This is a genomic window from Lactobacillus selangorensis (assembly GCF_001437205.1).
In the GTDB taxonomy this organism is placed as follows: Bacteria; Bacillota; Bacilli; order Lactobacillales; family Lactobacillaceae; genus Paralactobacillus; species Paralactobacillus selangorensis.
In genome coordinates this window covers 74,353-88,591 of record NZ_JQAZ01000007.1, presented here as the reverse complement: position 1 = coordinate 88,591, position 14,239 = coordinate 74,353, and the positions used below count along the sequence as shown (strand labels likewise).

The 14,239-nt window shown below is 44.0% G+C and carries 12 protein-coding genes and 1 pseudogene; 11 read left to right on the top strand and 2 right to left on the bottom strand.

All coding sequences use genetic code 11. The features are described from left to right. Nucleotides 1-78: 78 nt before the first annotated feature. Nucleotides 79-855, bottom strand: coding sequence for a hypothetical protein (locus IV40_RS10840; RefSeq protein ID WP_057770861.1), 777 nt, complete (start codon nt 853-855; stop codon nt 79-81). A gap of 334 nt (nt 856-1,189) precedes the next feature. Here IV40_RS10840 and IV40_RS10835 point away from each other — a divergent pair, with 334 nt between their 5' ends. Then, entirely contained in the window at nt 1,190-1,795 is a 606-nt protein-coding gene (locus IV40_RS10835) for an LPXTG cell wall anchor domain-containing protein (RefSeq protein ID WP_162258855.1), read from the top strand. A 148-nt stretch (nt 1,796-1,943) separates the two neighbouring features. On the opposite strand, the gene IV40_RS10795 is transcribed toward IV40_RS10835, so the two are convergent. Continuing rightward, nucleotides 1,944-2,132, bottom strand: coding sequence for a hypothetical protein (locus IV40_RS10795; RefSeq protein WP_156404272.1), 189 nt, complete (start codon nt 2,130-2,132; stop codon nt 1,944-1,946). A gap of 53 nt (nt 2,133-2,185) precedes the next feature. Here IV40_RS10795 and secA2 point away from each other — a divergent pair, with 53 nt between their 5' ends. The 10 genes and pseudogenes from secA2 (at nt 2,186) to IV40_RS09100 (ending at nt 14,234) form a co-directional block, all read left to right on the top strand. Further along, nucleotides 2,186-4,561, top strand: coding sequence for an accessory Sec system translocase SecA2 (gene secA2, locus IV40_RS09150; protein ID WP_057770857.1), 2,376 nt, complete (start codon nt 2,186-2,188; stop codon nt 4,559-4,561). After that, on the top strand, nt 4,539-5,759 hold the full coding sequence (locus IV40_RS09145) for a SecY family transport protein (RefSeq protein ID WP_057770856.1): 1,221 nt from the start codon (nt 4,539-4,541) through the stop codon (nt 5,757-5,759). The genes secA2 and IV40_RS09145 overlap by 23 nt, the downstream gene beginning before the upstream one ends. A gap of 10 nt (nt 5,760-5,769) precedes the next feature. Beyond that, nucleotides 5,770-7,350: pseudogene (gene asp1 / locus IV40_RS10930) on the top strand (accessory Sec system protein Asp1). Continuing rightward, nucleotides 7,337-8,938 (top strand): accessory Sec system protein Asp2, encoded by a 1,602-nt coding sequence (gene asp2, locus IV40_RS09130; protein ID WP_057770850.1) that lies wholly within the window; start codon nt 7,337-7,339, stop codon nt 8,936-8,938. The pseudogene asp1 and the gene asp2 overlap by 14 nt, the downstream one beginning before the upstream one ends. Beyond that, nucleotides 8,938-9,666: an accessory Sec system protein Asp3 gene (gene asp3, locus IV40_RS09125; RefSeq protein ID WP_057770848.1), complete on the top strand. Its 729-nt coding sequence runs from the start codon at nt 8,938-8,940 to the stop codon at nt 9,664-9,666. Before asp2 ends, asp3 begins: the two co-directional genes overlap by 1 nt. Further along, nucleotides 9,663-11,108, top strand: a complete 1,446-nt coding sequence (locus IV40_RS09120) for a glycosyltransferase (protein ID WP_057770847.1) — start codon at nt 9,663-9,665, stop codon at nt 11,106-11,108. Before asp3 ends, IV40_RS09120 begins: the two co-directional genes overlap by 4 nt. Then, on the top strand, nt 11,098-11,946 hold the full coding sequence (locus IV40_RS09115; RefSeq protein WP_057770845.1) for a hypothetical protein: 849 nt from the start codon (nt 11,098-11,100) through the stop codon (nt 11,944-11,946). Before IV40_RS09120 ends, IV40_RS09115 begins: the two co-directional genes overlap by 11 nt. Nucleotides 11,947-11,956: 10 nt before the next feature. Continuing rightward, nucleotides 11,957-12,685 carry a hypothetical protein gene (locus IV40_RS09110; protein ID WP_057770843.1) on the top strand — a complete coding sequence of 243 codons (729 nt, stop codon included), beginning with the start codon at nt 11,957-11,959 and terminating at the stop codon, nt 12,683-12,685. 12 nt (nt 12,686-12,697) lie between these two features. Next, entirely contained in the window at nt 12,698-13,507 is an 810-nt protein-coding gene (locus IV40_RS09105) for a hypothetical protein (protein WP_057770841.1), read from the top strand. Then, a complete protein-coding gene (locus IV40_RS09100) occupies nt 13,500-14,234 on the top strand; it encodes a hypothetical protein (RefSeq protein WP_057770839.1) in 735 nt (244 codons plus the stop codon). The genes IV40_RS09105 and IV40_RS09100 overlap by 8 nt, the downstream gene beginning before the upstream one ends. Nucleotides 14,235-14,239: the final 5 nt, after the last annotated feature.

The following is a 14,239-nucleotide window of genomic DNA, read 5'->3' as shown; positions in this document are numbered from 1 at the left end:
TACATCTTCCTCGTTATCAGCTGTAGTAAGCACATGGGAGTCGAATAGCGAAAGTGATTCTGCTGAACTTAGTAGCATTCAAAGTACTTCGGTTTCGACCAGTGAGTCAACATCGACTTCGACGAGCGAGAGTACGTCAACTTCAAATAGCGAATCTACTTCAACATCGACAACAGAATCAACATCGACATCGGCAAGTGAGAGTACATCAACTTCAAATAGTGAATCGACATCTACCTCGACAAGCAAATCTACTTCTACTTCAATATCTGAATCAACATCGACTTCGACAAGTGAATCTACATCCACATCAACGAGCGAATCTACATCCACATCGACAAGTGAGAGTGCTTCAGCTTCAATGAGTGAGTCAACATCGACTTCGACAAGTGAATCTACATCCACATCAACGAGCGAATCTACATCCACATCGACAAGTGAGAGTACTTCAACTTCAACGAGTGAATCAACATCTACGTCAACGAGCGAGAGTACATCGACTTCAACATCTGAATCGACATCCACCTCAACAAGTGAGAGCACTTCGACTTCAACAAGTGAATCGACATCGACCTCGACAAGTAAATCAACATCCACATCGACGAGTGAGAGTACTTCAACTTCAACAAGTGAATCGACATCGACAAGCAAATCGACTTCGACGTCTGAATCGACATCCACATCAACGAGTGAATCGACATCCACATCAACGAGTGAATCGACATTCACATCGACCTCGACCAGCGAATCTACATCGACTTCAACGAGTGAAAGCACATCGACCTCAACATCTGAATCGACATCCACATCGACAAGTGAAAGTACTTCAACTTCGACATCTGAATCGACGTCCACATCAGTGAGTGAGAGTCTTTCTACTTCCCTTTCCGAGTCGTTATCTACGTCGGAAAACAACAGCGTGCCGGATACCATGAGTGAAAGTAAATCGACATCTATGTCGATTAGTGAAAGTACTTCCTCTTCAATGAGCTCTAGTCTATCGGTTAGTGAATCGATGTCGACCTCAACCAGTGAAAGTACTTCTATGCCGGCAAGTGACTCTGCAGCTGCAGATCATCACTTGACACTGGATCCACCATCACAAACAGCAAAGAACGATACGCTTTCTGGAACTGGGACTCCAGGAGATACGATTATTGTGAATATCTTTGGGCGCGGGCACCTGTTTATGGGTAGTTTTAGAACACGAGTCGGCACTGATGGTACTTGGTCTGTGACAGATTCTATCATTAGCGTCGGACAAGAGGTTGATGTAACTGAATATGGACCAGATGGTAGTTATGTCGGTGATATCGATAATGCGCCAATTGATAAAGAAGGGATTCCAAGTGAATCGGCATCTACTTCGATGAGTGAATCGGACTCAAATCACATGAATTATCAGGTAAATGTGGATTCTGATACGACAACCAGTGATAATGACACAATTTCTGGGACGGGCCTGCCTGGCACTACAATCACAGTTACGATTTATGGACCGAATGGAGACGTTATTGGCACATTGACGACAACAGTTGGGTCTAATGGCACTTGGTCGGTTACTAATCCAACTTTGAGAGATGCAAGTTATGTTGATATCAAGGAAAGCAGTTCATCTGGCAATACGGCTGCGACATTGAATGGTGTCACGGTTTCCAAGCACGGAACACTAACAAAATTGCCGCAAACGGGCGACAACGTTAATAATAGTTCCTCAATTTGGGGCTTAGGTATCTTTGCTGCATTAGCAGGATTGTTCGGCAAGCGTCGTAAGAAGGATAATGAGGAAAAATAGTTTTTAAACAGAAGAAAGGGAGTTCCTAGTAATAGGGACTCCTTTTTTCGTGCAGCAAAAACCCAACCACTTTAATAGGAAGTAATTGGGTCCAAAAGCGCTCTTTTTTTTTAGAAAATTTTCTAGTTCGTTATAATAAAAGTAGTGACTAATGGCTAAGTAACGGTCCAAGCAACATCGAGAGGACATTGAGGAGAAGAATCAAAAATAAAACACCCCCCGCAATGATTTCCACAATATGACGTTTCTTTTTTGGAGCTTGTTTTGGCTGATATTTTTTCTCTTCAGCGAACCGTTTTTCAATGTCATCATTTAACAATTTATTTTTCTTACTCATAACTTAAATATACCATGCTCGATGAGTGTGTCAATTAAGAAGGGGGGACCAAGGTGTCGAAAATCAATGACTGGCATTTACGCAAGTATCGCAGATTGACGAAGAAGATTATTGCGCTGGAACCTGATTATCGCGAGCTGAGCGATGCGGAACTGCAGCATAAAATGGTTGCGTTTCGTGAGCGGCTGGAAAAAGGAGCCTCCTTAGACAGTTTATTAGTTGAAGCCTATGCAACGGTTCGAGAAGCCGATGATCGTGTGCTAGGCATGCGTCCCTATCCCAACCAAGTTTTAGGCGCAACGGTCTTAAACGATCGAAATGTGGCTGAGCTGGCAACTGGGGAAGGCAAGACTTTAGTTGTGACGATGCCCTTATACTTAAACGGTTTAGAAGGTGTCGGGACTTATTTGGTCACGGCAAATGATTATTTGGCGAGCCGTGATGCAAAAGACATGGGGCGTGTGTACCGTTGGCTGGGTTTAACGATTGGAACGGTTGCATCAGGCGACAATTCAATCAGTGTGGCGGCCAAAAAAGCGGCTTATCGTTGTGATATTGTTTATACAACACATAGTGCCATCGGATTCGATTACTTAATTGATAATTTAGCTTCCAATAATAATGACAAAAACATTGTTGCATTTCGTTATGCTTTAATTGATGAGGTCGATTCTGTTTTGCTTGATTTGGCCCAGACACCCTTGGTAATCTCTGGGGCCCCAAAAGTGCAGTCGAATCTTTTTACAAGTGCGGATAAAGTCGTTAAAAACTTAGTTGAATCTGAGGATTATATTATCGATGACGACCAAAAGAGTGTCTGGTTCACTGAAAAGGGAATCGCAAGCATGTCGCGTTACTTTGGTGTGAAACATTTGATGGACAGAGAGGGCGCTGATTTATACCGCCATCTTGTGCTGGCGCTGCGTGCGAATACGCTGCTGACTAAGAATCGTGATTACGTTGTGGATGACGGCAAGGTTGTTTTGCTGGATATCCAGGATGGTCGTGAAATGAATGGGATGAATTTGCAAGCTGGGATGCATCAAGCTCTTGAAGCTAAAGAAGGGGTGAAATTATCGCCGCAAGATCGGGCGATGGCCTCCATTACCTATCAAAATTTATTTCACTTGTTTACAAAACTAGCTGGAATGACAGGGACAGCTAAAACAGATCGGCGCGAATTTGCAGAAGTGTATAATCTGCTCGTTATCGAGATTCCATCACATCAACCGAACATTCGGATTGACAAACCGGACCAGCTTTTTGTCGATACACGTGAGAAACTCTATGCATCTATCGATGTCATCAAAAAGGCTTATGCAGCAAAAAGACCGGTGTTAATTGAAACGGGTTCGGTTTCATTGTCGGAACTTTACTCACGGATGCTGCTTGAAAACGGAATTGTGCATAACTTGTTAAATGCTCGCAGTGCGGCCAAAGAAGCACAAATCGTTAAAGAAGCTGGACAGCCAGGTGCGATTACTGTTGCCACTTCGATGGCTGGACGTGGGACTGATATCAAGTTGGGACCCGGCGTGCGTGCCAAGGGTGGTTTATTAGTCATCGGAACTGAACGAATGGCTAACCGGCGCATTGATAATCAGCTGCGGGGCCGTTCTGGTCGTCAAGGCGATCCTGGTGAAACGATGTTTTATGCTTCTTTAGAGGACCGGGGCATTTTGGAAAATGGCTCTAAAAAGCTGAAACGGCAGCAAGAAAAATTGCAGGAACAAACGGCAACTGGGAAACGTAAATTCGGGCAGCCGATTACAAAACGAAGGATTAAACATGCAGTTACAGCTGCGCAAAAGACCTCTTCAAGCGGCGCATATGATGGCCGAATGGGTTCGATTCAATATGACGCCGTACAGCGTCGGCAACGTAATGCCATGTATCGTTTTCGTGACCAGACAATGGCTCTTTCCTCCGAACAATTGATGGTGCTGGCACAACAAGTGATTACGCATGATATTGATGATTTAATGGAAGTGCCCGACCTTTCCTTGCAGCAGCTTAGCGATTATATTAATAACAACATTGATTATAGTTTTTATAAACCAGATGAGCTCGCTGCTTTGGTGGACGATAAAAAAGCACTGCGTTCGTTTTTGCTTACAACTGTGCAGAAGCGTTTGGACCGGCAGCTTAATCTGTTATCCAAACAGCAACGCGATTATTTTTTGCGGCTCACGATTCTGCATGCGCTGGATAATGCATGGATTGAACAAGTTGATAACTTGCAGCAATTACGTGCGATTGTATCGAGCCGCAGTTCGGCACAGCATGATCCAGTTGCGGAATATCAGCTGGAAGCCGTTCGTTCGTTTGACAAGATGAAAGCAGCTTTCTGGCGCTCAGCAGTTCAAAATATGATGCTGTCGAAATTAATTGCACAGCCGAACGGCAGTGTTAATCTGGAATTTCCATAACAAGGGGCGAAACAAAATCGATAAACAAGTCAAAAAAGGATTACAAGTCACTCTGATCGTGCTCCTTGTCATGCAACTCGGTCAACAGATTCCGATTCCAATGCTGGGCCGGACACTGACGCTCAATCTGCTTAATTCCAATCCAATCGTGCAAGTTTTCACAGTCGCAACTGGAGCGCAATACACAAAACCGACGCTGTTTTCAATCGGAATGGGGCCCTATATGGTCACCATGATTTTAGGCTCAGCAGTGCAAGCATTAGGAGTGGGTAAAAAGTGGTCGATGCGGTTTCGGAGTTACGTCCAACGTACTTTTACCGTAATCGTTGCGACTGCTCAGGCCTATGAGATGTTGCTCTATCTGACTTCGGCAACGAAGAAGACGCTGCCGGTGTCTGTCTGGGTGAGTTCCATCATTGTGCTGGTCGCCGGTGCAATGTACGTTACATGGCTAGCCGATTTTAATAATGTTCATGGGATTGGGGGACTCGGCATCATGATTGTCCCTGGTATCTTATCCGGCGTAATTCGAATGTTTTCGAGTACGAATGGGTTCACGATGAACTGGCAATTTTACACATTGATGGCCGTGATTACCTTTGTTTTTACCAAAGTGACTGTGTTCTTAAATCGTGCCGAATTGCGAATCCCGATTCAGCAAGTATTAGTTGATAATGATTTTGCGGATTCATATCTACCGATTAAAGTGCTGCCTGGTGGTGCAATGCCCTTAATGTTTTCGATGTTCGTGTTTTTACTGCCGGAAACAATTTTGGGGCGTTCTACAAATCCAACCATTCAGCATCTTATTTCAACGTGGTTTACGTACAATACGCCGCAAGGAATTGGCGTTTATTGTCTGGTTGTGATTGCGTTAAATTATTTGTTCAGTTATTTAAGTTTAATGCCACACAACATGGCAGAAGATCTACAAAAGAGCGGTAATTATATTTTTGGTGTTCTGCCGGGCGCGCAAAAGGAAAAGTTCTTATCCAATCGGATGGACGGCATGATTTTTGTCAGCAGTCTTTATGCTATCTTTATTAGTGCGACCCCATTGGTGATTGGGCTGTGGTTTCAACCGGCAACGATTTTCTCATTTTACTTCACAAATGTGTTCATGTTGATTTTTGTGCTGGATACCGTGATTATTCAGTTCAAGGCTGAGCTGAAAAGTAGCCATTATAAGTTGGTATAGGAGGGAAAATATGTATTCTTTAATTCCAGATTGGTCCGACCAAGCCAACTTATTAACAGATCCTTTAGCAAATGTCGCCCGTTTGTTTCAGCAAAGCGAATTGCCGTTTCGGATTTTGTTATTAAAGCCACGTCATGATTGGCGAACGTATTTAAACCAGAACGGACTGCTCAATATGCAAACTTGGAATGCACTTGATGCAGCGTTAGGAATTCATTTGACCGCTGGAAAGGGCCTAGCAATTGCAGACTTGCCGTTGCCGTCAAATGCTGAATTTGTCTATGATGTTTACCAGTTGCGGATTTATCAAAATAATAACCTTTATTCGACCGTTCATTTTAACGATGACGGTTTTGTGACGGATATTTACTATGAGCGTCAGGAGAATGGCCTCGTCCGCCATGATAGATACGATGAACGTGGTTTTAAGATTAGCGAGTCTGCGGAAGACGAACAAGGACAGATGGTGCGCCAAAAGTGGTTCAACGAATACGGTGACTGCATTCTGGTTGAAACACCACAAAAAGTGACGGTTCAGCCGCTCGCACAAAAACGTTTTTTACGTTCAGACTATGCTTCACTTGAATTGTTGTTGCGTGAAGTGGTCGAACGGCAGCTGTCTATCTGGAAAGCTGGGGACAAACAGTTTATGCTGCTTTCGACAATGTCGGCGTCCCTTAAGGTCATCATGGAGCGCTTGCAAACTGTTGCCCCGACACTGTACTTAGTTGCGACTCAATTAACCGAAAATCAAGCGTAGCTGCACACGTGCCAGTCGCTTTTGGTAGGCGGCAAAACCTTATTAGTCGCCAATGCAGCTGTACAGCAAAAATTGGCGGCAAAATATGACACACCGGTCGAAATCGGTTATCCATTTCAAACCCGTTTGGCATTAGGAAAAAGCAATGAAATGGAACAACAGATTGTGCTTTGGAACATCAATCTTGACGTAAACGCAGCGCATTTATTTACGCTATTTCTTGAAAAAATGGCGACTAATCCACAGTTGTCAGTGATCATCTTGCAAAGCTCCGAACAACAACGGCAGCAGCTGCAATTGCAGTTCTTAGAGTATTGCCAGTCACAATTTGCAATCTTACAAGATTTTTCACAGGCTGCGCAAATGGATGTCATTCGTGACCATGATTATCAGCCGATTTTGAAACAAATGAAAACAAAAGCCGGCACTGAAAAACCTTCGCAAGCAGTTGTCGATGGTTTGAATCAATTTTTCCGGTTGAGCAGACGTCTGCAATTCAGCCCATCGTTAACACGTAAACTGGTTTTGGAATATTTTGACCAGGCTCGTTTGTTTGTCGATTTAACGGAACATCCAGAGGCGTTTCTCCAAGTGCAGGCGATTAGTGCTGGCATTCCCCAGTTAACCCGCCAGGAAAGCCCCTATATGCATGCGGGCGAAAACGGTCAATTAGCTAAAGATGACGCAGGATTAATGGCGGGGCTAAGCACATACTTGGACACTTTAACGTATTGGAATGAAGCACTTGTCCAAAATGTGCGGCTGATTGAAAAATTTTCAAGCGAACGATTGATTCAATATTGGGAGGGACAGCAAAGTGGCAACGTTTGATGTAAAAGCAATTCAAATTGGCGGCACGCCGCTGAATCTCGATGACTGGATTGACTATCGCTACCTTAGCTTTGAAGATTGCCAAACTGCTGTTATAAAGGATCAGCCCGTTTTTAAAAACGGGCGTGTCACGCCGAAATTTTATGATTGTCGGTATTTGATTCCGGCGGATTCACCAGTTGTACGAAATCTGGAATGGCTTCGTCATCTGCCTGCTAACGGAATTGTGTTGGCGGATTCTGTTGCGATTCCGGCGGCACAGCAACGCTTGACGGAACAACTGAACGTTCAGCGCGTTTCGTTTGCGGATCGGCAGCAGTTGGCGCAGACCTTAAAGCTGAACTTTTTCACAGGACAGTATGGATTTCAGTTTCAAACAGAACATCTACAGGTTGCACCTAGTTATCTCGGCGTTGTTAAAAAAAGGGGCATTGAAAAAACAATTTTTGCCGGTCCATTTACAGATCAGATGCAATGGCTCGGCAGCTTTAACTTTCCCTATTTTGCCAAAGCTGCGACACAATGGGAAATTTTGGCTGAAGTCGGTGTTACTGGCAATGTCGATCTTGAATTACGAATGACGCTGCTTGCTACGAATTCTCAATATGAAGATCAGCAGATGTGCTTTTCATTAAAGCAGTTACTCAGTGGGGCAATTGTGCTCCCGCCGTTCATGAAAACAGGCTATAACGTGACCTTTAGTCTTTATGGCTGCGGAAAGGGAACCGTTGAAGTCGGGACGATCTTTTTCCGGCAGTCGCATAATGGGCGTGGTGCGATGATGATCGGTGGGCAAGCCGTTATTGATCCTAACGATATGAATCGCAGTTGGCTCATGTATTTCGATGCAGGGGACTTAAGACCGCCTCTAAATGTGTATTTTTCAGGGAATCGTGCCGATGACGGTTTTGAAGGAAACTTCATGATGCGCCGTTTAGGAGCCCCATACATTCTCGTTTCTGACCAGCGGTTTACTGGGGGCGGTTTTTACGTCGGCAATCAAAAGTTTGCACACGCACTGGTTCAATATATTCAGGACAAGTTAGCCTTACTTGGTTTCACGTCGGATCAATTGATCATGTCAGGAGTGTCGATGGGCACCTATGGCTCAGAATATTATGCGGCTGATTTAAAGCCGCATGCCATTATCGCCGGGAAACAATTGGCGGGATTAGGCCGAATTGCCACGAATAACCGTATTAAACGACCAGATGACTTTGATAATGGACTTGATATTTTAAGTGGTGTTACAGGTGGTTTAACGGATGAGGATGTTGATAAAGGCGACCATATCTTGGTCGATCATATGGCAACCGGTGATCTTTCGCATACGAAATTTGCCATTACTTATATGAAAAATGATGACTATGATGATGAAGGTTTCAAAACCATCAGTCAATTTTTATGGAAGAACTATCCAGGGCTTAACTTTCGGCACAAAGGCCTGATTGGTCGCCATATTGACCAACCTGGCGCGATGTTCCAATGGTTCTTAGATCAATATAAAGATATTATGGTTCATGATTTCGGCCGTACTGAGATGGCAGCGGATGAATTAAATTATATTCCAGGAGAGGAGAACGATTGATGACACCCATTTATTGGATTCGCTGGGGTCGGAAACTAGCTTCGAACTATCGTTATGGAACACGAATTACGATTCAGCCGACACAGAATCGGTTTGTGGACCCACGTGAGTCGCCAGGAAAAATGGTGCATGTGTGGATGTCAAAAAGCCGATATTTGGGCGGCCGTCAAACGGCTGACTTACCTTTGCTGACGCCGGATCTGGATTATCGTTTTAAATTAGTCGGTCAGATTGAACCGGCTGATACCATTCATCTGCGGCTGACTTACTTTGATGCTGATGAAGAAGAACTAGATACCGAGTATTTCAATGAAGCTGGCCATTTTCATTATCCGGATGAGGCACGAAGTTATAAAATGGAATTAGTCAATCTTAATAATCAAGTGCTCAAATTTACGGGAATTTGGTTAGCTGCCAGCACAGTTTTTGATTCTTTTGATGTGACGACTGAAGTTGTGAATGGACAGCCGGTGGTGCGTGCCAACAGCAAATTGAAAACGAAGGCTTGGCAAACGACTGTGATCGGCACATCGGATGAAACAACCACTATGCCGTTGCTGCCAGAGCTGAATAATTTGCTGCTAGGTGTCGAGCCGCAAGTTGCAGTCGCAGCCGTGCCCGTCGATTTGCCTAAACAGAGCACCATTCGGACGTTTGGCCGCCAAGGAATTGGTGTTCAAGCCATGGAACGCATGATACAAGCACAACAGGAGGAGACAACAAAATGAATTTTTTTGTAAATCAAGCAATGGGCATCGGCAACTCAGGCGTTGAACATGCTGAATTTTATCGTGCGAAACGTTTCGATCAAGCTGGCTTGCCTTACCGGTTTGTTTTTGTCGAATTGATTAAAAATCTGCATGACGCCATGAATCGTTGGAACCTCAAGCCAGACCAGGTCATCAATATGTGGGAATATTTTGTTTTAGGCCCAGATTACGGGCAAAAGGGTCTGCAAAAGACCATTCAGCCGCATTCCAATATGGTGATTGATGATACCCAAACGAATCGTATGATGGAAACCGTTACGGATTCAGGGCTGCGCATCAATGAGTACTATGTGAAACGTGCAAATCCAGAAAAGCCGGAAACATTACTGGTTAGTTTAGATCGTGTCGAACTATTTAATGAGGCTACTGGACAGCGAAAAGCAACTTATCGTGTTCAGAAGCAGCCCAAACACGATACTGAAATTGTGAATATTCATTTATTTGCACAGCCTGATGGGGCACATCTGTATTTTGAAAATATCGTGCAGCTGAAACGGTATTTCTTCACACAATTGGATGCACTGTTTGAAGGCAAGAGCACCTTTATTATTGATCGCGGCGAAGCAAATGAAGTCGCCTTAATGAATGCGCCCGAACGGAACTGGAATTTAGTCGACGTCATCCATGCCGATCATCTGTCAGATCGTAAAGTGGCCTCAGCACCGTTATGGAATAATTATTATGAATATGTTTTGACCCACATGAATCAAATCAATCGGTTAGTCGTTGCAACCGAACTGCAGCGCCAGGACCTGCTAATCGACTTTCCCGATGCAGCTGAAAAAATTGTTACGATTCCAGTGGGCGGCGTCAGCGATGACGTCAATGAGTTCCAAGCACGCCAGTTAGGTTCGCCGCTTAAATTAGTCACCATTTCACGTTTAGCTGCAGAAAAGCATATTGATTTAATTATAAAAGCCGTTATTGAATTGCATCAGGAAGGCAAAGCAGTGACTTTGGATATCTATGGTCAGGGCGGTGAAATGGGCAAATTGCAGAAAGCCATCCAAGACGGTGATGCTGGCGATTATATCCAGCTAAAGGGGCAAACAAACCATCCGGAACAGGTTTATCCGCAGTACGATGCGTTTATTTCGGCTTCTTATTCAGAAGGCTTTGGGTTAACTTACATTGAGGCAATGAACGCAGCCTTGCCAGTGATTACATTTGATGCACGTTTTGGGGCCTTAGAACTGGTTCATGATGAACAAAATGGATTTCTGCAGCACTTTAAGCGTGACGATGAAGCTTACAATATTAGTCAATTAAAGGCAGGCATCGAACGATTATTAGCTGTGAAAGATTATTCACGCTTGCAAACACAAGTTGTGGCATCTGTTTCTGATTACCGTGACCAAGTGATTGCAGACAAATGGGGGCGTTTGATTAATGAATTATGAAATTATGAATGTTTTGAAGCCGGACGCTGCGGATTGGAAGGAACAGAAGGAACGGATGAATCGCAACCATACACGACTCATTACGCTTGCGCCGGACCCGACAACGCCTAAGTTTGCGAAGGACGATTATCCACGTATCGTCAATATTGTTGATTATGTTACGGGCCGCACTTACGACCCAAACGGATTTCTATTTTTCGATCAGGTGCAGACGGTTGACGGTGCTGAAATTTTTATGAACCAGGATTTTTCAATTGATATTAAAGCAGACGGCAATCGGATTGGCACAATGCGTCTTTATCCGAATACACGTCGATTTGTGAATAATATTACCTATTTAAACCAAGATGGGACACGTGATTTTATCGAAGAATATGCTTACGATGGGAAGCTGTTCAGCCGAATCTTTTATGACAAAGAGCAAGTGCAGGAAATTCTATTCTTCAACGATGAACGTGAGGTTGTCCTTACTTATTATTTCTATAATGGCCAGATGAACTATATTACCGTTCAAGATCCTAAAACGCGTGTTATTAAAGAACGGTACAATAATTTGGGCAATTTTTTAGCGACAAAAGTTGCAGAAATCGTACGTCCGGAAGATAAAGCAGCCATTTATTATTTAGGAATCGAATTAACGGCGTTATCCTATACAAAATCCAAAAATACTTTGTTCATGTCCGAATCAGCGCTTGATGATAGCGGACAAGTCAGAGGCAATCTAATGTCGATTCTGGACGACAAGCTACCCTTTATTCAAAAAGTCGTGCTGACATTGAAAGATGCCGAAGACTTGAAGCGGTTAGGAATCGAGTCCGATAAAATCGTGGCAAAGTAGGTGTACGTAAATGGATGTACCAGAGAACGTTGTGATTACAGAATACATCACTGGAATGTTTGATTTTCAGCGTGGCGACCGAAAATCAACGGCTGATTTATTGCCGACAGCACATGATCTGGTTGCGTCGACCCAACGCTTTCATGTGCCTGTGTATTTGCTGACGAATAATAAAGTCGATTACCAGACACCGGCATTCACCATGGTGTCGATGCCCATCCAAAAGGAATTTCCGCAGCTTTCCTTATATTTCCAGCGGTGGCTGATGGCCTATCATTTTTTGCTGGCTCATCCGGAAATAAAGAAAGCAGCCTTTACAGATTTAGGGGATGTGGTGATGCTGCACAATCCGTTTGCCCAGTTTAAACAAGATGAACTTTATTTTAGTGATGAACCTAGTAATCTGACGCTAAATATCATTTCACGGGACACGACAACCGCAGAAATCCGTTCGTTTTTACAGGCCAACTATCGGCAAACGGCACTTAATCCAGGTGTAATTGCGGGTTATCGTGCGATTGTGCTAGAGTTCTTGGGGATTGTTGCTAATCTGATTGTGACCGCTAAAATGGCCGAAAAACGTGATGACTCAGCCAGTCAACTAGGGGCGTTTGAAATGGCAATTATCAATTACACGGCTTATCGTTATTTTGGGAGCCGGCTCAGACATGGTCGGCAGGTTACCACGCCATTTTTGTATAATCGCAGTGACGGACCAGCATGGTTTAAACATAAATAGGGTGACGAACACGTGACAACAGAAGGAATTTTTCACAGCATTCAAAATTATGTTTGGCGCTTTGCAAAAAACGGCTGGGTCAATATGGTATTAGGCAAAAACGCAGGTGTCTGGGCGTTCCAATTTAAGCAAAATGGTTGTTTAGATTATGCGGCCACTGTCATCGACTTTCTGCCTGCGCCGCGTTTTTGGCGCTGGAATGAGAAACAGCAACAAATCGAATTATTAAACGAAAATATGCAGCTTGTGTCTGTATTGGAAATGCCATACATGAAAAACGGCGAGTATATCCTGCGAATTAAGGATTCGGACGATCTTTTCCATTGTTATCCGAGTGTAGAGGTGAATCGGATGGCTAAATGGGCACCAGCACCGCTGCTGGCTGCTGACGCACACACTGCAACCGCTGCGGCGCTGGTGCAGCTCACAGCCGCTGATGCCCCGACGTTGTTCCCGTCTTTAGAGCTACTAAGTGTTTTTGTGGGGCCTTCGATTCACACCAACCAGTTTTGGAAGCAGGCTTACCAAGTGTTATTGGATCATCCCAATTGGCACACCGTTTTTGCGTCACAAGCAGGTTCAGAAAAGCTGCTGAATCAGTTTGGTCCGGATAAAATCACAATGATTTACCAGCGTAACCAATTGGTGGGAATTGGCGGCACACGTGCCATTTTGATTGAGCTTTTGGGACAGCTGCAATTTGAAGAAACATTAGCGCCAGCTCAAATGACAGACAGCACTTTAAGTGCGTTATGCAATCAATATTTTGTGGGTCGAATCCTAAAACTTCAAGCTGATGGGAGGGCTATGACAGATGAATGATGAGATTTATCAGTTAGACGAAGTGCCGGTAATGGGACGGCCTCATCAAGCCGTTCAGCGCAATATCGTAATGGCTTATGAACCATTACCGGATGTGAATCAGAATGCGGAAAAATTGAAACAAATTCAGCGCTTGGCTACTACGGTAACGGCTAAGATGCTGCCGCTGTATGTAAAGACAAACTTATCAGTTCCCGAACAATTTGGTTTATTTGTCGATCGGAGTGCCGTTAAAACACAAAATAATAATTTTGCCCGTTTGCAATGGGCCTTTTCATTTCTGCAGGAACATTCGGAAGTTGCCAGTGCGGCATTTTGTTCGGCCAACGAAGTGCAGTTATTGAAAAATCCATTTGATGAAATGGCTTTACATAAACTGTATGTGGCGGATGATTTTATTGCGATTGCAGGACTGGTGATCGGCAATCAGGTGACACCTGAAACGGCCGCTTTTTTGAAACAAAATCGGCGGCTTCAAGCGTTAAGCAATTGTTTAATTTTAGGCGATCGTTCCATTTTGTTGTCCTGCTTGGGAATATTGATCCAAAAAGGACAGGAATATATGCATGAATTTGCCCAGACAGATATCAGCAATCAGCAACTGCTTGCACTTTTTAATCAAGTGGCTTATTCCTATTTTGCCGCTCAGCTTGTTCACGGTCGTCAAGTGTCATCCATTCTCGGTTTTGAACAACAGCACAGTGATGCTTGGTTTAAGTGTCGTTAGGAGGA